The 17,758-nt window shown below is 48.1% G+C and carries 22 protein-coding genes; 4 read left to right on the forward strand and 18 right to left on the reverse strand.

Features of this window, described 5'->3' with window-relative positions:
• Positions 1–11: 11 nt before the first annotated feature.
• The 11 genes from sigF to CS562_RS21595 all read right to left on the reverse strand — a co-directional run bounded on the left by sigF (position 12) and on the right by CS562_RS21595 (position 8,714).
• The gene (gene sigF / locus CS562_RS21545) at positions 12–767 is read right to left on the reverse strand and encodes an RNA polymerase sporulation sigma factor SigF (protein ID WP_076291907.1); all 756 of its coding nucleotides are present in this window, start codon (positions 765–767) and stop codon (positions 12–14) included.
• A gap of 14 nt (positions 768–781) precedes the next feature.
• Complete coding sequence (gene spoIIAB / locus CS562_RS21550; RefSeq protein WP_062324397.1) at positions 782–1,237, reverse strand: anti-sigma F factor; 456 nt, start codon at positions 1,235–1,237, stop codon at positions 782–784.
• A complete protein-coding gene (spoIIAA, locus tag CS562_RS21555) occupies positions 1,234–1,587 on the reverse strand; it encodes an anti-sigma F factor antagonist (RefSeq protein ID WP_036663380.1) in 354 nt (117 codons plus the stop codon). The genes spoIIAB and spoIIAA overlap by 4 nt, the downstream gene beginning before the upstream one ends.
• 143 nt (positions 1,588–1,730) lie before the next feature.
• Positions 1,731–2,852 (reverse strand): D-alanyl-D-alanine carboxypeptidase family protein, encoded by a 1,122-nt coding sequence (locus tag CS562_RS21560; RefSeq protein WP_246318228.1) that lies wholly within the window; start codon positions 2,850–2,852, stop codon positions 1,731–1,733.
• 304 nt (positions 2,853–3,156) lie between these two features.
• Positions 3,157–3,981 carry a purine-nucleoside phosphorylase gene (locus tag CS562_RS21565; RefSeq protein WP_076291905.1) on the reverse strand — a complete coding sequence of 275 codons (825 nt, stop codon included), beginning with the start codon at positions 3,979–3,981 and terminating at the stop codon, positions 3,157–3,159.
• A 180-nt stretch (positions 3,982–4,161) separates the two neighbouring features.
• Positions 4,162–5,052, reverse strand: a complete 891-nt coding sequence (locus tag CS562_RS21570) for a tyrosine recombinase (protein ID WP_076291904.1) — start codon at positions 5,050–5,052, stop codon at positions 4,162–4,164.
• 73 nt (positions 5,053–5,125) lie between these two features.
• Complete coding sequence (locus CS562_RS21575; RefSeq protein ID WP_024630960.1) at positions 5,126–5,368, reverse strand: DUF4227 family protein; 243 nt, start codon at positions 5,366–5,368, stop codon at positions 5,126–5,128.
• Positions 5,369–5,525: 157 nt separating this feature from the next.
• Positions 5,526–5,993: a ferric iron uptake transcriptional regulator gene (gene fur, locus CS562_RS21580; RefSeq protein ID WP_024630961.1), complete on the reverse strand. Its 468-nt coding sequence runs from the start codon at positions 5,991–5,993 to the stop codon at positions 5,526–5,528.
• 108 nt (positions 5,994–6,101) lie between these two features.
• Positions 6,102–6,731, reverse strand: coding sequence for a stage II sporulation protein M (spoIIM, locus tag CS562_RS21585; protein WP_076291903.1), 630 nt, complete (start codon positions 6,729–6,731; stop codon positions 6,102–6,104).
• Positions 6,732–6,918: 187 nt separating this feature from the next.
• Positions 6,919–8,139 (reverse strand): endonuclease Q family protein, encoded by a 1,221-nt coding sequence (locus CS562_RS21590; RefSeq protein WP_373561758.1) that lies wholly within the window; start codon positions 8,137–8,139, stop codon positions 6,919–6,921.
• Entirely contained in the window at positions 8,139–8,714 is a 576-nt protein-coding gene (locus tag CS562_RS21595) for an NUDIX domain-containing protein (protein ID WP_099858195.1), read from the reverse strand. Before CS562_RS21595 ends, CS562_RS21590 begins: the two co-directional genes overlap by 1 nt.
• Before the next feature lie 121 nt (positions 8,715–8,835).
• On the opposite strand from CS562_RS21595, the gene CS562_RS21600 reads away from it, so the two are divergent.
• Positions 8,836–8,970, forward strand: a complete 135-nt coding sequence (locus tag CS562_RS21600) for a Z-ring formation inhibitor MciZ (protein WP_099858196.1) — start codon at positions 8,836–8,838, stop codon at positions 8,968–8,970.
• 127 nt (positions 8,971–9,097) lie between these two features.
• Here CS562_RS21600 and CS562_RS21605 read toward each other — a convergent pair whose 3' ends face one another.
• A complete protein-coding gene (locus CS562_RS21605) occupies positions 9,098–10,231 on the reverse strand; it encodes a tripeptidase T (protein WP_076291900.1) in 1,134 nt (377 codons plus the stop codon).
• A gap of 83 nt (positions 10,232–10,314) precedes the next feature.
• On the opposite strand from CS562_RS21605, the gene prli42 reads away from it, so the two are divergent.
• Positions 10,315–10,416: a stressosome-associated protein Prli42 gene (prli42, locus tag CS562_RS21610; RefSeq protein WP_090810668.1), complete on the forward strand. Its 102-nt coding sequence runs from the start codon at positions 10,315–10,317 to the stop codon at positions 10,414–10,416.
• 26 nt (positions 10,417–10,442) lie between these two features.
• Here the strand turns inward: prli42 and lipB are convergent, their stop codons facing one another.
• The 5 genes from lipB to lpdA form a co-directional block, all read right to left on the reverse strand.
• Positions 10,443–11,150: a lipoyl(octanoyl) transferase LipB gene (gene lipB / locus CS562_RS21615; protein ID WP_099858197.1), complete on the reverse strand. Its 708-nt coding sequence runs from the start codon at positions 11,148–11,150 to the stop codon at positions 10,443–10,445.
• A 166-nt stretch (positions 11,151–11,316) separates the two neighbouring features.
• A complete protein-coding gene (locus CS562_RS21620; protein WP_076291898.1) occupies positions 11,317–12,771 on the reverse strand; it encodes a dihydrolipoamide acetyltransferase family protein in 1,455 nt (484 codons plus the stop codon).
• Between the two features lie 48 nt (positions 12,772–12,819).
• Positions 12,820–13,806 (reverse strand): alpha-ketoacid dehydrogenase subunit beta, encoded by a 987-nt coding sequence (locus CS562_RS21625; RefSeq protein WP_024630968.1) that lies wholly within the window; start codon positions 13,804–13,806, stop codon positions 12,820–12,822.
• A gap of 2 nt (positions 13,807–13,808) precedes the next feature.
• Positions 13,809–14,837: a thiamine pyrophosphate-dependent dehydrogenase E1 component subunit alpha gene (locus CS562_RS21630; protein WP_099858198.1), complete on the reverse strand. Its 1,029-nt coding sequence runs from the start codon at positions 14,835–14,837 to the stop codon at positions 13,809–13,811.
• A gap of 139 nt (positions 14,838–14,976) precedes the next feature.
• Positions 14,977–16,401, reverse strand: a complete 1,425-nt coding sequence (gene lpdA, locus CS562_RS21635) for a dihydrolipoyl dehydrogenase (RefSeq protein ID WP_099858199.1) — start codon at positions 16,399–16,401, stop codon at positions 14,977–14,979.
• A 244-nt stretch (positions 16,402–16,645) separates the two neighbouring features.
• Here lpdA and CS562_RS21640 point away from each other — a divergent pair, with 244 nt between their 5' ends.
• A complete protein-coding gene (locus CS562_RS21640; RefSeq protein ID WP_076291896.1) occupies positions 16,646–16,969 on the forward strand; it encodes a DUF2627 domain-containing protein in 324 nt (107 codons plus the stop codon).
• Positions 16,970–17,155: 186 nt separating this feature from the next.
• Positions 17,156–17,503 (forward strand): potassium channel family protein, encoded by a 348-nt coding sequence (locus CS562_RS21645; protein WP_024630972.1) that lies wholly within the window; start codon positions 17,156–17,158, stop codon positions 17,501–17,503.
• Positions 17,504–17,511: 8 nt separating this feature from the next.
• Here the strand turns inward: CS562_RS21645 and CS562_RS21650 are convergent, their stop codons facing one another.
• Positions 17,512–17,724, reverse strand: coding sequence for a hypothetical protein (locus CS562_RS21650; RefSeq protein WP_076291895.1), 213 nt, complete (start codon positions 17,722–17,724; stop codon positions 17,512–17,514).
• Between the last annotated feature and the right edge of the window lie 34 nt (positions 17,725–17,758).

Genomic DNA, 17,758 nt, shown 5'->3' on the forward strand with positions numbered 1-17,758 from the left:
GCAAACCAAAATCACTGTGCGATCTGGTCGCGGATGGATTGAAGTATTTTTTTCTCCAGCCGCGACACCTGCACCTGGGATATACCCAGCCTACTGGCGACCTCGGACTGGGTCTGATCCCGGTAATACCGGAGGTATACAATCAGCCGTTCCCTCTCACTGAGACCGCCAATTGCTTCGTTTAGCGCCAGTTTGTCAAACCACCGTTCCTGAGACTCGTCGGCGATCTGGTCCATTAGTGTAATCGGATCACCGTCATTCTCAAAAACCGTCTCATGTATAGAGGTAGGCGGTTTGTTCGCTTCCTGCGCAAAAACAACTTCCTCCGGGGTTACCCCCAGCTCTTCAGCCACTTCCTTGATCGTGGGCAGACGGTCCAGGTTTTTGGACAACTCATCCCTTTTCTTGCGGACTTTATTCGCCATCTCCTTCAGTGAACGACTGACCTTAAGGGTGCCGTCGTCCCGCAGGAAGCGCTGAATTTCTCCGATAATCATCGGGACAGCATAGGTGGAGAATTTTACATCATAACTGAGATCGAATTTATCCACCGATTTGAGCAGCCCGATACAACCAATCTGGAACAGATCTTCCGGCTCATATCCCCTGTTCATAAAACGTTGTACGACGGACCAGACGAGTCTGATGTTGCAGTTCACCAGCGTATCCCGTGCGACATGGTCACCCGACTGACTGAGCGCAATCAGCCGTTTGACCTCGGCATCGTCCAAATAGGTCTGTGAAGACTGTTTCACTTCAGCATCCATAAGACCACCAACCCCTAATTATACAATGCTTTCTTGGATTCAATCCTTTTCTTCATCTTGATGGAGGTGCCTCTGCCGGGCTCACTGCTGACTTCGAATTCATCCATGAAGTTTTCCATAATGGTGAAGCCCATGCCCGAGCGCTCAAGTTCGGGTTTGGACGTATACAACGGCTGTTTGGCCAGTTCAAGATCTTCGATGCCTTCACCGCGGTCTTCCACAATGATGGTGATCATGTCATCGCGAATCTCGGCTTGAATGGACACGACACCTTCCGGATTGTTGTTATAACCGTGGATGATGCTGTTCGTTACGGCTTCCGAAATGACTGTCTTCAGATCGCTAAGCTCGTCCATCGTAGGATCAAGCTGGGAGATGAAGGCAGCAACCGTCACCCGTGCGAACGATTCGTTCTCCGACTTGGCCGCGAATTGCAGATTCATGAAATTTGTCCCCGTTCCTTCATTCATGAGACGACCTCCAGACCCGAGAGAGCAGTTCCCTCATTTTCGTAAATCGGCATAATCTTGAACAAACCCGACATTTCCAGCAAACGATACACTGGCGGATTGACATCACAGACAACCATCTTGCCGCCTTTATTCTTAATGAGCTTGTATCTTCCCAAAATGACACCCAGACCCGAACTGTCCATAAATTGCAGATCTTTCAGGCTGAGTACCAGATGCTCGCATTGTCTGCGCTGGATGGCTTCATCCATCTGCATCCGTACCATGTCAGCTGTATGGTGATCCAGCTCCCCGGATAATCGCACAATCAGAATCCCGCGGTGATGTTCCATTTCCACATGCAAGTTCACGTTTGCTCACTCTCCTCCCTGTCTTGAACAAGGATTTCTACGTTCCCGAAGGCTTTTCCTGCCCCCCGACAAAACTAGAAGAAAACCCCTATTTAACTACAAAATATGTTCAAAGGATGTACGCAACCTGCATAAATCGCCGTTTAATCGAACAGATTGGAGGTTGTGCGTTTGAACAGCTTCCACCAGCCAGCCTTGTCCACATCCTGCGGAGCCTGAATGTCGAATTCCTTGATAACTTCATTGCCCTGGTAGACGACTAGTTTACCTACACTCTGACCTGCTTTGACCGGAGCTTTTACTTCTTTGGCCATCAGCAATTCATGACGGATCTCATCCGATTTTGCACCTTTACGCATCAGCACACTATAATTTTGTGTTGCATTCAGCGGCACTTCAGCAACTTCACCTTTTTCAATTTTCAGACTGCCCAGCAGGTCCCCTGACTTGTACAGAGGTTTCATCGTGTATTGCCCAAAAGCATAGTCAAACATCGAGGACACTTCGCTGTTGCGTGTTTTGGTATTGGGTTCGCCCAGCACTACGGAAACGACACGCAGACCATCCTTCATCGCTGTAGCCGAGAGACAAAACTTGGCTTCGGAAGTATATCCTGTTTTCAACCCATCCGCACCGGAGTAGAAACGAACTAACTTGTTCGTATTCACCAGCCAGAATGGCTTCTCGCTATCTTTACGAAGGTAGTCCTGATATGCACCAGTATATTTCGTAATTCCGGGATGCTTCAGCAGTTCACGGCTCATGACCGCAATGTCATGCGCGGAAGAATAATGATTATCTACCGGAAGGCCGTTACAGTTGGCAAAATGAGTATCCTTCATGCCGAGCTCCTTTGCCCGTTCATTCATCAGTTGTACAAAGGCTTCCTCTGAGCCAGCAATTTTCTCAGCCATTGCTACAGAAGCATCATTACCAGAGGCCATAGCAATCCCTTTTAACATATCGTCGACCGACATCTCTTCCCCAGGTTCCAGAAAAATCTGTGATCCACCCATGGATGCAGCATATTCACTCGTTCTCACTTTATCCGTCAGCTTCAACTTGCCAGAATCGACCGCTTCAATGGTGAGCAGCATGGTCATAATCTTCGTAATGCTCGCCGGAGGCAGCTGATCATGACTGTTTTTCTCAAAAATGACCGTGCCCGTATCTGCATCCATCAAAATGGCGGAGCGTGCCGACGGGGCCAAATCTGTTCCCCCCGCTGCTTTGGGAGTTTCTTCAGCCAGCGCGGTTGATGCCATCAGGGACAGCAGGATACAAAGGGTCATGAACGATGCCATTATTCGTTTCTTCACTAAGGTTACCTCCTCAAATGACTTGCTTACTGCATGTTCCATGCATGCATGTACTGCTAATCATTGTCGGCCCGATTGAAGTAAATTATTCCATGTAAAGAATGATTTCCCGAACTTTTTATGTAATCCATGTGAAACACCAAAAAACGAGCCTGAACTACTGGATGAGTGAACAGCCGTTAAGGAAATAAAAAAGGCAACCTGCCCCAATGAATCACATTAGGGTAGATCGCCTTTTCTTAATGGTCAGTTACATTTGTGGAATAACAGCCAGCACAAGGGCCAGGAACGATTCACGAACACGTTCTGTCGTCTCCATAACCTCATCATGCGACAACGGCTGGTCCAGAATGCCGGCAGCCATGTTGCTGATACAAGAAATACCGAGCACTTCCAGGCCGGCGTGGCGTGCTACGATAACCTCAGAAACGGTAGACATGCCGACAGCATCCGCACCCAACGTACGCAGCATCACGATCTCAGCTGGTGTCTCGTAGTTTGGACCAAGCATACCTGCGTATACCCCTTCACGTACATCAAAACCTTGTGACGCGGCTGTATCCTTCGCGAGCGCACGCAGACGGCGGCTGTACGCTTCGGACAGATCTGGGAAACGCACACCCAGCGCGGAGTCATTCGGTCCGATTAATGGATTCTTGCCTGTGAGATTCAGATGATCCGAGATCAGCATCAGGTCACCAGCCTCATAAGAGGTATTCACTCCACCTGCAGCGTTCGTTACGAGCAAGGAAGTTACACCCAGTTCTTTCATAACACGCACCGGGAAGGCAGTAAGTTCCGGGCCATATCCTTCGTACATGTGGAAACGACCTTTCATCATGACGACCGGACGGCCTTTGATGGTTCCCACCAGCAATTCACCTTCATGTCCCTCTACTGTGGACACCGGAAAATGCGGAATATCCTGATAGGCGATGCTGACGCCATCTTCAATCAATTCTGCTAAAATGCCAAGTCCTGAACCTAAAATCAAACCGACTTCCGGTTTAATGGAACTTTTGCTTTGGATGTAAGATGCCGCTTCCAAAATCATCTGTTGGTTTAATGCTGTCATAAGATGTTCCCCCTTGAGTTGAAACGATCCGTCTGTATCCGCAAATGGCATCAATCAAAACTACACACTGAAATGATGCATTCGCTTATGTATAACGGCGTTTAAATGTGTTCAATTTATTTTATCCTAAATCAGACTATTGTTCCGCTTTTTTTTTGCAGATTTATATCCAAGTAGAAACTATTTTGCCCGCGGATGATGAGATTCATAAATCTCTTTCATCGTTTTGCGGCCATGATGTCCATATTGTTGCCCAGGCTGCTCCACATGACCGAGCATGTCCTGCACCGCGCGGGTATCTGCCCCACTGGCAATCAGGTGAGCGGCAAAGGAATGACGCAGCGTATGTGGTGTAATTTCACCCGATATTCCCGCATCCATCGCTGCTTTTTTGAGCAGCTTCCAGAAGCCCTGCCGGGTTAATCTTCTACCGGATACGTTGACAAAGAGAGCCTGCTCGTCCGTATCATTTTTAATTAGCAGGTTGCGGTACTCATTCACATAAACACTTGCCCACTCTGCTGCAGGCGCACCTATTGGCAAAATTCGTTCTTTACCGGCACCTCCACAGCGGATAAAGCGCATGCCTGGCTGTACGTCCCGCACATCCAGTGCAATCAGTTCAGATACACGAATGCCTGTCGCATACAATAGCTCCAGCATGGCCCGGTCACGCACCCCTTGCGGTGAACGGGTATCGGGGGATGCGAGCAGCAATTCGATCTCTTGGATGGTTAACACCTGCGGTGGTGTCTTGTCTGCTTTTGGAGCCTCCACATCAAACGTAGGGTCCTGTAATATGTCACCACGCCGCATCAAAAAATGAAAATAGGAGCGCAGGGATACGACGCTGCGGGCAATGGTTGCATTCGCACGTCCTGCCTGTTTCTGCTGACCTACAAACAGGATAACATGTGTCCGGCGCACCTGCTCCGCTTCCCGGATACCGTATTCTTTATCCGCAAATTCGATGAACTTGTCCACGTCCCGAAGATACGATTCCAGCGTGCTGCTCGACATCCCTTTATCCTCTTCCAAGTATAAGGCATAGGCGTGTATCGTCTGCTTCATGCACAACGCTCCTCATCTGACAGGACTGCCACACGGGCAACCTGCTTCCGTATTTGCATCCCTGGCTGTCCAGCTACTCTCCGTACCAATAAAATAAACGGAGACGCTCTGCCATTGTAGGACGTCCTTCCCCGTTACTTGGCCAAACCGTTTCCTGAAATACTTTAACCGCATTTCCTGTTGGCATCTGATATTGGTCCACAGGTGAGATCCATCCGTTGAACAAATCCAGGACATGATAGAACAGATAAACTAATGCAGCAAAAAATACGATAAATCGAATAAAACGGAGTCCTCTCCGCAGCGATATAATCATGGGTTGTACCCCTTTCTGGTTCGAATCCGACTCGTCTAGAATCAGGGTATGTTACCGAACACAAGAATATGACCTTCAGGGTAAACCTCACATCACACGCTGGACCAAAAAAGCTCTCCCGTCAAAACCGCCGGTGAGAGCTTGAAGATATGCTATGTTATTCTTCGTCTTTGGGCTTCTGGTCATTTTTAGCTTTGCAACGGTAACAAATCCCATGGAAATCCAATCGGTGATCTACTACCGAAAAGTTAAATTCCCGCTCCAGTCGCTCTTCAAGCGGTCCAAGCCAGTCTTCACGTATTTCATCCATACTTCCGCATTGAACACAGATTAAGTGATGATGGTGATGCTTGGATGTATCTCCGCGTAGATCATAACGCGCTACACCGTCGCCGAAGTTGATTTTCTCTACAACATGCAGCTCACTCAGCAGTTCGAGGGTACGGTACACGGTTGCCAGACCGATTTCGGGAGCCTTTTCTTTCACGAGCATGAATACGTCTTCTGCGCTCAGATGATCTTCTTCATTCTCAAGAAGTACTCTTACGGTGGCTTCCCGCTGGGGCGTTAATTTATATCCTTGGGACTGTAGTTGCTGCTTAATTTTATCGATCCGTGCTTCCATTTTCTCCCTCCCCCTAGGAAATCACTGCACACTGCAACTTAACCCACTTCTTTCATTATAGGGGGAGTACATAATTAAAGTCAACATTTTACACTATCACGCGCAAAGCTAAGCTGGTAGTAGCATCGGTGTGACCCAGCGCATCATCGCAGGTGTAACCCATGTTTCAAATGACGCAACCCCTAGCAGCAGTGCTGCCATAACGAGAGTTAACACCATATATGAAGCAAAAGGCTTCTGACGACCTGGCGTCCGCTGCATCAGAACACGGTTCCGAATAATGTATAAGGAAAAGGTCATGGCCGACACACTGCAAATGAGCAGTACCGGAATCACGAATAAATTATGAGGCGCAACGGAAACCAGGGCAAATAACAGCCCTTTCCATGAATACTGTCCGACAAGGTAACCCACTGTAAAACCAATGAGCACTCCTTTCAGAAAATCCAGAACCAATATGCCCGGCAGGCCGATGACCGATAAACCCAGAATGAAGATCAGGCCAACCCACTTTAGATGAAGCATGGCAATGTCCCAATAGGTTCCGGTCTCAATCACCTGTCCGCTGTGCTGTACCGTCATGAAGAAGTTACCGAGGTATCCCTCCAAATCCTGGCGTTGTTCAAGGGATAGGGCATTAACCATCAGGGCGCCAAAAATGACACCCACCAGAAACAAGACAGCCACGAATACATATAAAGAGGTTTGGCCTTTGAATGTGAAGTAGGCAGAACGCATACAGGTACGAGTCCCCTTTCCGGTTATCATGCTGCAAGGATGTCGAGTGAAATCCTCATAGTCATTCTTATGAACCGGAATGCACACGTATGACTTCTTGTCCAGATTCCAATTTCTTCTTCATGACAAAATGCCATTCCCGTACCAATGATGCTAACTTCACTTTATGACCCTACCGCAAACTTCTCTACTCTGAACTTTCCTTGCTGGACACCTTTCCGTAAGTGCCCCCACCACCAGATGACAATTCCAGTTGACCATTCCGCGCAGCAACGATAAGACCTGCAAGAACTGGTCCAACGACCTCTGCAAGTTCATCCTCGCTTGTACGATGTAATACGTTCATTTCCGTACCAAAGCGGTCCAGCAGCTGGCGCAGTTTGGCTTTTCCCAAACCCGGGATAAATTCCAAAGGTACCTGATAGTGATAAGCAGGTCGGTTTGCTGGAACATGCGGACTCTCCCGATCAGCGATTGCCATTATACGATCGAGTACACCCTGCACAAGCTTCAAACTACCACAATATGGACAACGTTCCGCCGACATCGCATGCTCGTCCATAATGCTACCGCAGGATGCACAATAGGTACGATGGTATTTGCCGAGTCTTGGATTCAAACCGTAATTGGCTGTAATGTTTCTATCTGCTTGTCCTTTAAGTGCCATACTAAATTCGTCAAAGGAAGGCTTTGCGAGTTGCAACTCATTGTACTCTCGTCCAATCTTGCCCAGAGAATGAGCATCCGAGTTGGTCAGAAAGGGGACCTGATCCAGTTCCCGAATATAACTGGCCATGGAAGAATCAGAGCTTAGCCCGAGCTCAACGGCATCGATCAGACTCGTATCCAGCACATCAGCCATACGAGGGGCTGTGCTGCCATATATGCCTTTATGCGGGGTAAACGCATGCGCTGGCACAATAAGCCCACCACGCGCCTTTATCTCGGCCTGCATCTCAAGCGCGGGTACATATACCCGCTGTGAACTCAGGTTTACATTTTTCATATAACGTTTCATCCAGTCCGTGAAGGACTTCATGGTTTTCAGATCACGGAAGTAAGCCAGCATATGGAACTCCCGCATCCCCGGCTCGCGCAGCTCTATTTCTGTACCCAGCAGGATGGCTGTGTCCTGATACGCAATGCCCCCTCCCTCAAGCTCGGACATCGTGCCGTTCTCAAGCAACTGTTCGATGTCCATCTGTACAACCGGAGAGTGACAATCAATGACACCGAGTAGATGAATTCCTTTGCGATCCGAGGCTTCTCTAGCAATGTTCTCGAAGGTCAGATCACGGCTGCCACTGATTTTAACAGCTTCTCCGCGCGAAGTTCGTCCAATGTGAATATGGAGGTCTGCATAACAAGGCTCCCACCCTGCAGACGCTACCTGTTGCTCATTCATCATTAAAACCGTCCTGTTGTTCTGTAAAGATCCCATGCATACACAGCCAGCATCGTTTTGGCATCACTGATCCGATTCTGATCCATCAACTGATAAGCCTCTTCAATTGTAATCTCGGATACTTCAAGAAATTCATCTTCGTCTAAAGCCATCTCCCCTGCTTCGAGCTCCTCCGCGATATACAAATGGATGATCTCATCCGCAAATCCTGGCGAAGTGTAAAATGAACGCAGATGCCGCAGTGATTTGGCTACATAACCGGTTTCTTCGCGCAATTCACGCGCTGCTGCCACTTCAGGTTCTTCTCCTGGGTCCAGTTTGCCTGCCGGAATCTCGACTTCGGTACGTCCCATGGCCTGACGATACTGATCAACGACGAGCATACGATCTCCATTCAGCGCGAGGACAGCCACCGCTCCAGGATGACGGATGATCTCACGGGTAGCAGTCTGACCGTTAGGCAGCTTGACTGTGTCGACTTGAAGGGATATGACTTTGCCCTCGAAGATGGGCTTTGTCGATATGGTCTCTTCGTCAAGTTTTGGATTGGCAGGATGCTTATGATTGGTTGGGTTCATCTGTTCTTCAACTCCACTTCTTCGAATTTTGATTCTCTTTATACGTATAAACCTCTGTTTTTTGGCATATGGTGAGCTTATAGCGATTTCAAACAAATATAGCAAATTAGGGGGACAACCAATGAACAGTTATTTAACACCGCAATCCGTACACGTGGTCGGACAAGCCAGACAAGTCCAGCTCATACTCAGACAATGGATGCGTGAGTGGGGTCCAGATGCCAAATTAATCGATATGCTCGCTGGACGTAAATGATACTGTTCTTGGTCTGCAATACCCATGAAATATAACATGGTTTTGCCAAAAAGTCCGAACTCGGTTTGTACCGGATTCGGACTTTTCAGTTGAAGCATGGGGGAGTTTCACCCTCAGTCTTTTTGGATTACTTTTTACTTGCAGCCGTTTCCTGAATAATAGCCACAACCACTTCAGATAGTTTCACAATATCCTCGGCGCGGATGCGTTCTTTCGTCGTATGGATGTCCTCATAGCCTACAGCCAGGTTGACCGTAGGTATGTTGAACCCATTGAAGATGTTGGCATCACTGCCACCACCGGATGCAAACGTGCTAGTCTCCAGCCCCAGGCTCCGAATGGCACGCTGTGCAAGCTGAACAACCTCGTGTTCATCATGGAAGCCAAATGCAGGATACAGGATCTCACTGCGGAATTCAGCGGTTGCACCATATTTGCGGCATGTCGTTTCCAAAGCTTCACGCATCTGGGCCACTTGAAGTTCTACCTTCTCCTGCACAATACTGCGGGCCTCAGCCTCAATCTGCACAAAATCGCAGACGACGTTTAGTGCTGATCCACCCTGGAATTTGCCGATGTTCGCTGTAGTCTCATCATCAATTCGTCCCAGCTTCATCGCTGCAATTGCTTTGGCCGCCACTTGAATGGCACTGATGCCGTCTTCCGGATTCACACCCGCATGTGCGGATTTCCCATAGATCTTCATCTGAATTTCCGCTCTGGCCGGAGCAGCCACACAGATTGTACCCACGGCTCCGTTGGAATCCAGGGCATAACCGAACTCGGCTTCAATATCCTTCGGATTCATTGCACGTGCACCAACCAGACCCGACTCTTCACCTACGGTAATCACAAATTGAATTTTTCCATGTGGAAGGTTGTTCTCTTGAATAGCTCGAATCGCTTCAAACAAAGCGGCAATCCCCGCCTTGTCATCTGCACCCAGAATTGTCGTGCCATCACTGCGAATCCAACCGTCTTCACCCAGCTCAGGTTTAATTCCTTGTCCAGGCGTTACGGTATCCATATGACATGTGAAAAAGATTGGTGCTGCTTCTTCAGTATTCTCGGCTTCCCAGGTAACCACGAGATTACCAGCGCCATGTCCAGTTTTCTCCATGGTGTCGTCCTCATATACACTGAGGCCCAGCTGAGTAAACTGTTCTTTTAACACTTTTGATATATTTTGTTCATGGGTTGTTTCACTATCAATCTGCACCAGTTCCATAAAATGATCAATAACACGTTGCTGTTTTATCATAGGACTTTCCTACCTTTCTTCGATACGGTACAATACAATTACTATGGTCAGTTTATTTATTTGTTGAAAGGAGTTCTCTCATCATGCAAAAAAAGAAATGGTTCCGCATCATTATCTATCTCATGCTGCTCGCCATGATTGGGTCCACCCTTTTCATTGCGCTCGAACCTTTATTGTTCGGATAGAAACCTGAAGCCTTTGACTGTCTGATTTACAGACGGGGAAGGGCTTCTTTTTCTGTAATCCAGGCAATCTCATACGGGAAAATCCGATTAAAATATGGAACGATATCGTGCGCAACCTGTTCTACAGTGTAGGTCTTGGCTGTAATATCCTCCAACGAGGTCACACCATACTGCTCAATCCCGCAAGGAACAATACCCTGAAAGCCTGCGTGCTGAATTCCCGAGGTGATATTAAAAGCAAATCCGTGACTCGTCACGAAGCCGCGCCGATGTTTACACCGATTGAACTTTACACCGATGGCGGCAATTTTTAAATCTCCGATCCATACACCTGTGTAAGACTCTTTACGTCCCGCTTCAATACCCTGATCAGCCAAATAATCAATAATCATCTGCTCCAGACAACGTAAATAGCCATGCAAATCCAAGGCTTCATCCCGCCCAAGAACAAGTAACGGGTAACCTACCAACTGGCCAGGGCCATGATAAGTAATATCACCGCCACGGTCAATTTGAAACAAGGAGATGCCTTGCTCCCGCAGTTCGTCTTCACTGAGAAGCAGGTGCTCCGGGTGATTCTGTGAACCGATCGTATACGTCGGCGGATGCTGGAGCAACAGCATCTGTTCCGCTCCTTCTCCCTCATCCAGTTGCTGCACAATCGCTTTCTGGCGGTTCCAAGCCTCTTCATAATCAAGCATCGGTATGTACATAACATCCAGCGGCTTGCTCATGATTCCCCCACACCCTTCTGTTTCAATGTTCATTGTATAATGATGAGCATTCTATTGAAGAAAACGGGAAAAGTGCACGGCCATTGGCACATACACTTTCCCATTATCCATCTATTCAGCGCTTGGCATCATTTGTAACTCATTGAAATGATGCACTTGCTCTCTCTTAATACACGTTCGATTCCATGGTGTATCCTTCAAGATTCTCTTTTACACGTTGCAGGAACCGTCCGCTAATGACTCCATCCAGAATACGATGGTCCAGGGAGAGACAAAGGTTCGCCATGGAACGGACAGCAATCATGTCATTAATGACCACAGGTTTCTTGACGATCGACTCAAAGGTAAGAATCGCTGCCTGCGGGTAGTTAATGATAGGTTGTGACAGAATAGACCCAAATGATCCGGTATTGTTAACCGTGAATGTTCCGCCCTGCATATGGTCCAGCTTCAACGTGCCTTCACGAGTTTTGCGTGCCAGCTCATCAATTTCACGAGCTAGGCCAGCGATGTTGCGCTGATCAGCATGTTTAATTACAGGTGTAAGTACAGAGTCTTCTGTACCCACTGCCATCGACAGGTTGATATCCCGTTTGACAATAATTTTGTCAACAGCCCAGACGGAGTTCATGATTGGGTAGTCTTTAATGGCATTGACGACACCCTTCATCATAAAGGACAGATACGTCAGGTTAATACCTTCTTTGCGCTTGAACTCATCCTTGAGTTTGTTGCGCAGCATCACCAGATTCGTCACATCCACTTCAATCATCGTCCACGCATGAGGAATTTCCGATACGCTTTGACGCATATTACGAGCAATGGCATTACGAACTGGAGTAACGTCGATGAAGTATTCGGATCTTCCCTGTCCGCCACCCTCTACTTCGATTTGCGGAATTTTCGGACTTTCGGTCAGATGTATACCGGAATGTCTCACAGGAACGCCTGCGTCAGCTGCTGGAACTGTTTCTCCGGCAGATGCGCCCAAGTCTGCATTCCCCCGATTCAATCCGCTGAAAGGAGAACCTGAAGGTGCTGCTGAAGAGACCTGCTGTCCTGCTACAGTAGAAGACTGTGCAGACGTTGCGCCCGCGTTTCCACCCTGTGCAATGACAGCCAGTACATCCTTACGTGTAATCCGTCCACCTGCTCCAGTGCCCTGAATGCTCTGCAAGTTCAGACCATGTTCAGCTGCAAGGGATTGAACCGCAGGAGAATAGCGGTTACGCATCGGCTGATTGGGATCATGACCTGTTGTACTCGCTGCACCAGCAGCAGGTACGTAGTTCGCACTTTGTTGTGCATGAACATGATCACCATTCTGTTGCTGCGAAGCTTGGGTTACTTGTTCTGCTGCTTCCGCATCAGAAGCAGCTACCTGCATGCGGCAGATGGCTTCGCCAACCGCAATGGTCGTACCTTCCTCGACCAACAAATCACCCATAATTCCATCAACGGTTGATGGAATCTCTGCATTGACTTTATCCGTAATTACTTCACAGATCGGTTCGTATTGTTCAACCCGGTCACCCGGTTTTTTCAACCATTTGGCAATGGTAGCCGAGACCAGCGATTCCGCCAGCTGCGGCATAATGACCTCGATCCATTTCATACTCATTGGTTATATCACTCCAAACTTTGCTTTTAAACTATCTCACTACACGACTTAATACTCGGCGAGTGTACGCATCGCTTCCTTGGCTTTATCCTTGCTCAGCATATAGAATTTCTCCAATGTTGGGCTAATCGGCATTGCCGGTACATCCGGTCCGCAGAGACGCTGAATCGGCGCATCCAGCTCGAACAGACATTCTTCACTGATGATAGCCGCAACTTCCGCTCCTACACCACCAGTTTTATTGTCTTCATGCACAATCAGCACTTTGCCAGTCAGACGAGCGGATGCAATGATGGCTTCGCGATCAAGTGGCTGCAATGTGCGCAGATCCAGTACATGGGCAGTAATGCCTTCCTCACGCTCCAGCTCTTCGGCAGCCTGCATGACAAAATGAAGTGGCTGGCTATACCCGATAACTGTAATATCTGCTCCTTCGCGAAGCACGTTGGCTTTACCAATTGGAACGATGTAATCATCTTCCGGCACATCTTCCTTGATCAGCTTGTAACATTTTTTATTTTCAAAAAAGAGAACCGGGTCCGGGTCGCGAATGGCTGCTTTGAGCAGTCCCTTCGCATCGTATGCCGAGTATGGAGCTATAATTTTCAGACCTGGTGTGCCAAAAAAGATCGATTCCGGACATTGGGAGTGATACAGCCCACCAAAAATACCGCCGCCAATTGGCGCACGAATAACAATCGGGCAACTCCAGTCATTGTTGGAGCGATAGCGAATTTTGGCCGCTTCACTAATAATCTGATTTGTTGCAGGCAGCATGAAATCCGAATATTGCATCTCGGCAATAGGTTTCATACCGTACATCGCAGCGCCAATAGCTACACCTGCAATCGCTGATTCGGACAAAGGTGTGTCCATGACACGCATTTCGCCGAACTGATCCTGCAACCCTTTGGTTGTAGTGAACACACCGCCTTTAACCCCGACATCTTCACCAAGGATAAAGACATTTTCATCCCGCTCCATCTCTTCTTTCATCGCGAGACGGATTGCATCAATATATTCCATAACCGCCATACTTACCGTCCCCCTTCTTCGCTGTCCGCATAAACGTGCGTCAGAGTGTCCTCAGGTTTCGGATATGGCGCGTTGTCTGCGTATTCAGTCGCTTCTTTCATTTCCAGCGCAAGCTGGGAAGCCAGATCCGCATCCCGGGCTTCGTCCCAGATGCCGCAATCGATCAGATAGTTCTTCATGCGAAGCACGCCGTCCTTCTTCCAATTCTCTTCAACCTCTTCCTTGGTCCGGTATGCCAGATCATTGTCGGAAGTGGAGTGTGGAGACAACCGATACATCATCGCTTCAATAAGTGTAGGTCCTTCACCAGCGATTGCGCGGCGACGAGCTTCTTTGACTGCACCATATACTTCCAGCGCATCGTTTCCGTCTACACGCAGTCCCGGGAACCCGTAACCTAGTGCACGATCCGATATTTTCCCACTCAGCTGCTTGTGAATTGGCACCGAGATGGCATACTGATTGTTCTCACACATAATGATCACAGGAAGTTTATGAACACCTGCGAAATTGGCACCTTCGTGGAAATCTCCTTGGTTGCTTGACCCTTCACCAAAAGTTACAAAAGAAACGAACTCTTCCTTCTTCATTTTGGCAGCCAATGCAAACCCTACAGCGTGCGGAACCTGTGTCGTAACTGGACTGGAGCCCGTTACAATCCGCAGCTTTTTGTGACCGAAGTGACCCGGCATTTGCCGGCCGCCACTATTCGGATCTTCCGCCTTCGCAAAAGCAGACAGCATCAGCTCACGTGGAGTCATGCCGACCGCCAGTACAAAGCCATAATCGCGGTAATACGGTAAATAATAATCGTGATCCCGGTCCAGACCGAATGCAGCGCCTACTTGCGCAGCTTCCTGTCCTACACCGGATACGTGAAAGTTAATTTTGCCGGCCCGCTGTAAGAGCAAGCAACGCTCGTCAAACTTGCGTGCGAGCAGCATGTATTTGTACATATCCAATACTTCACCATCGCTAAGTCCCAGCTGTTCATGCCGATGGACCGCGTCTGCAGTACCTTTTGAACTCATATGAGGTACCTCCTTTTAATCAGAGCCTATGCCCGTCTTACTACCCGATCTTATAACCTGGTACTAAGACTTGGCTTAACCTTATTATAATCCCATTTACCCAAAAAAGGAAAGGACCTTTCTCATAAGCCTGTCCGGCTTACATTCCAATCGATTTTCCGTCTACTGCCAACATGGCTTCACCCATGATTTCCGATAAAGTAGGGTGAGGATGGATCGTCTGTCCCACTTCCCAAGGTGTGGCATCCAGCATTTGAGCCAAAGAGGCTTCAGCGATCAGTTCCGTCACATGGGTACCGATCATATGTACTCCCAATATATCATTCGTCTTAGCATCCGCGATTACCTTCACGAATCCATCCCGACTTCCATGAACCAAAGATTTTCCAATCGCCTGGAACGGGAACTTGCCTGTCTTCACTTCATAACCACGCTCTTTGGCCTCGCGCTCCGTGAATCCGATACTCGCTGCTTCCGGACGAGTATAGACACAGCGCGGGATTCGATGTGATTCGACGGCATGTACCGTTTCACCCGCCAGATGATTCACTGCCAAAATGCCTTCATGACTCGCTGCATGTGCTAGCTGTAATCCGCCGATGACATCGCCGATTGCATAAATGTGTCCCTCACCCGTTTGAAGATGTTGATTCACGGCAATAAACCCGCGTTCGAGTTTGATATCTGTATTTTCGAGTCCGATATTTTCGACATTGGCCTGGCGACCAACCGACACCAGCATCTTGTCCGCTTTCAGGGTCTCTTGCTTCTCGTCCCCCAGCTTGACATCAATCTGAATACCGTCTTTCTGTATGCTATATGTCTCTGTCAGAACGCTAGCGCCTGTTAGGAAGCGAACACCGCGTTTCCCAAGCAATCTCTGCATTTCCTTGGCTACATCTTCATCCTCTGCTGGCAATACATGAGCAGCAGCTTCAACAACTGTAATTTCGACGCCAAAATCATTCAGCATGGAGGCCCATTCGAGGCCAATTACGCCACCACCAACAATGATCAGAGATGCTGGTAATTCATCCATTCGCAAAGCCTCATCACTGCTCATGATGTATCGGCCGTCTGGCTCAAGACCTGGCAGTACCCGTGGGCGAGACCCGGTAGCAATAATGAGGTTGGTTGGCACAACCGTATCCATCTCGCCATCTTCAAACTCGACAGCCAAAGCACCGCTCTGAGGGGAGAAAATGGAAGGTCCGATTACGCGCCCTTTAGCGTGTACGACCTGAATTTTATTTTTTTTCATTAAATACTGCACACCTTGATGAAGCTGCTCCACAATTGCATCCTTGCGCGCCTGAACCTTCGGAAATACAAGTGTTGCTCCAGCAGTTTCAATCCCATACATTTCGCTCTCTTGTATCTCAGCGTACACTTCCGCACTTCGCAGCAACGCCTTGCTCGGAATACAGCCACGATGCAGACAGGTGCCCCCTAGCTTATCCTTCTCGATAATAACAACCTGTTTTCCTAACTGTGCGGCACGGATGGCAGCAACGTACCCTCCCGTTCCTCCTCCAAGAATGGCAACATCACATGTAATTGGCATCTTTAATGTTCTCCTCTATCCATATAATTTCAATACAATTTCAATATATTTGTAAGATGATGATTCAAATGATTCTCTTTCTCATAGACGTTATCTGTATTCCATTGTACTCCCCTTGAGCAGTCAACTCAAAATTTGACCCTGAAACGCATGGACAGCTTCTGAAAACCAAGCTATGATGGAATCAGGTATGACCTGTAAGCGCAACCTTTATTTTACGTCAACCTCAGGCAGAAGGAGTTTAATGGTGATGAATACTAGACTGATCTTTGCACGATTTGTGGCGATTATTGTTCTGGTCATTCCCGGGTTAATGGCAATGAAGGGTTTTCTAATGATGAAGGACGCCCTTTTCCTGTATTATGCCGAGCATGGGAACGAGCAGATCTCACCAGGTTTTCAATGGCTCTCCTTTGGTGGAGGACTTGTCCTGTTCGCCGCAGGCATGAGTTTTCTGGGAGGCTGGATTCTGTTCCGTGACCGCAAGCGTAATTATGTAGGACCCCGTTTTCGTTCAAAAAACACACCATCAGCCGACAAAGCAGAGACGCCCGGTACGACTTCCTGAGTCCGGGCTTTTTGTCATTTCTTCTGGCTCCGCAACATTTCAACATCCCAACCTTACATCTGCCTTTATATGCGTTACTTGATCAGGTATAATGCTTATTTATTCAAACAGGTATTTTGCATAAATTCAGAGTTAGTATCTTGAATATGCACAATGCCCACTCTTCCATAGACAGGATGGATCAACATGGTCTCGTTTATCATTACACTAAAAAGATTGCTTAAAGGCATTTTCCATGCCTTCAAGGACCAGAAGTTCCTGGCTCTGTTTGTATTAACTGCGGCGACACTTCTCTCGGGCACGTTATTCTATACTCGTGTTGAAGGTCTGCACTGGATTGATGCCCTCTACTTCTGCGCAGTAACTCTAACAACGGTGGGACATCCGGATTTTGTACCATCGACCGGATTCGGCAAGGCATTTACGGTCATCTATATGTTTGCAGGTATCGGGCTCACCTTCGCCATGATTGCCAGAATTACAGCAGGTATTCTATTTCCCCGCAAATTGCAGACAGAAGAGAACCCGGAGTAATCTCCGGGTTATTCGTATAATGCATCCCGCAGCTTGGTAGACATGCGCGACTCTTTGGAAGAGGACTTCAGAATCGTTCTGCGCAACGTCAGATTACTGGCTTGCAGCCGCTCCGCTTCAGCGAACAAGTCTGCAAACAACGCCTGCGTAGCTTCGTCAAGGACTGACTGCCCTTTCAAACGTTCATATCGCTCTTGTAATTCGGATAATGCTTCACTCATCGTTAACACCTCTTTTCAATCGCTCCTGGCTTAT

Source organism: Paenibacillus sp. LK1 (assembly GCF_002750415.1).
In the GTDB taxonomy this organism is placed as follows: Bacteria; Bacillota; Bacilli; order Paenibacillales; family Paenibacillaceae; genus Paenibacillus; species Paenibacillus taichungensis.

Bases quoted from the DNA above. Each gene is read 5' to 3' on its own strand.
- CS562_RS21575 (WP_024630960.1), bottom strand. From the start codon at position 5,368: ATGATTATATCGCTGCGGAGAGGACTCCGTTTTATTCGATTTATCGTA.
- CS562_RS21565 (WP_076291905.1), bottom strand. From the start codon at position 3,981: ATGACAGCATTAAACCAACAGATGATTTTGGAAGCGGCATCTTACATC.
- CS562_RS21645 (WP_024630972.1), top strand. From the start codon at position 17,156: ATGGTCTCGTTTATCATTACACTAAAAAGATTGCTTAAAGGCATTTTC.
- CS562_RS21590 (WP_373561758.1), bottom strand. From the start codon at position 8,139: ATGATGAATGAGCAACAGGTAGCGTCTGCAGGGTGGGAGCCTTGTTAT.
- lpdA (WP_099858199.1), bottom strand. From the start codon at position 16,401: ATGCCAATTACATGTGATGTTGCCATTCTTGGAGGAGGAACGGGAGGG.
- CS562_RS21560 (WP_246318228.1), bottom strand. From the start codon at position 2,852: ATGGCATCAACCGCGCTGGCTGAAGAAACTCCCAAAGCAGCGGGGGGA.
- fur (WP_024630961.1), bottom strand. From the start codon at position 5,993: ATGGAAGCACGGATCGATAAAATTAAGCAGCAACTACAGTCCCAAGGA.
- lipB (WP_099858197.1), bottom strand. From the start codon at position 11,150: ATGAGCAAGCCGCTGGATGTTATGTACATACCGATGCTTGATTATGAA.
- CS562_RS21600 (WP_099858196.1), top strand. From the start codon at position 8,836: ATGAACAGTTATTTAACACCGCAATCCGTACACGTGGTCGGACAAGCC.
- CS562_RS21570 (WP_076291904.1), bottom strand. From the start codon at position 5,052: ATGAAGCAGACGATACACGCCTATGCCTTATACTTGGAAGAGGATAAA.
- CS562_RS21650 (WP_076291895.1), bottom strand. From the start codon at position 17,724: ATGAGTGAAGCATTATCCGAATTACAAGAGCGATATGAACGTTTGAAA.
- prli42 (WP_090810668.1), top strand. From the start codon at position 10,315: ATGCAAAAAAAGAAATGGTTCCGCATCATTATCTATCTCATGCTGCTC.
- sigF (WP_076291907.1), bottom strand. From the start codon at position 767: ATGGATGCTGAAGTGAAACAGTCTTCACAGACCTATTTGGACGATGCC.
- spoIIAB (WP_062324397.1), bottom strand. From the start codon at position 1,237: ATGAATGAAGGAACGGGGACAAATTTCATGAATCTGCAATTCGCGGCC.
- CS562_RS21625 (WP_024630968.1), bottom strand. From the start codon at position 13,806: ATGGCGGTTATGGAATATATTGATGCAATCCGTCTCGCGATGAAAGAA.
- CS562_RS21640 (WP_076291896.1), top strand. From the start codon at position 16,646: ATGGTGATGAATACTAGACTGATCTTTGCACGATTTGTGGCGATTATT.
- CS562_RS21630 (WP_099858198.1), bottom strand. From the start codon at position 14,837: ATGAGTTCAAAAGGTACTGCAGACGCGGTCCATCGGCATGAACAGCTG.
- CS562_RS21605 (WP_076291900.1), bottom strand. From the start codon at position 10,231: ATGATAAAACAGCAACGTGTTATTGATCATTTTATGGAACTGGTGCAG.
- spoIIM (WP_076291903.1), bottom strand. From the start codon at position 6,731: ATGCGTTCTGCCTACTTCACATTCAAAGGCCAAACCTCTTTATATGTA.
- CS562_RS21595 (WP_099858195.1), bottom strand. From the start codon at position 8,714: ATGAACCCAACCAATCATAAGCATCCTGCCAATCCAAAACTTGACGAA.
- CS562_RS21620 (WP_076291898.1), bottom strand. From the start codon at position 12,771: ATGAGTATGAAATGGATCGAGGTCATTATGCCGCAGCTGGCGGAATCG.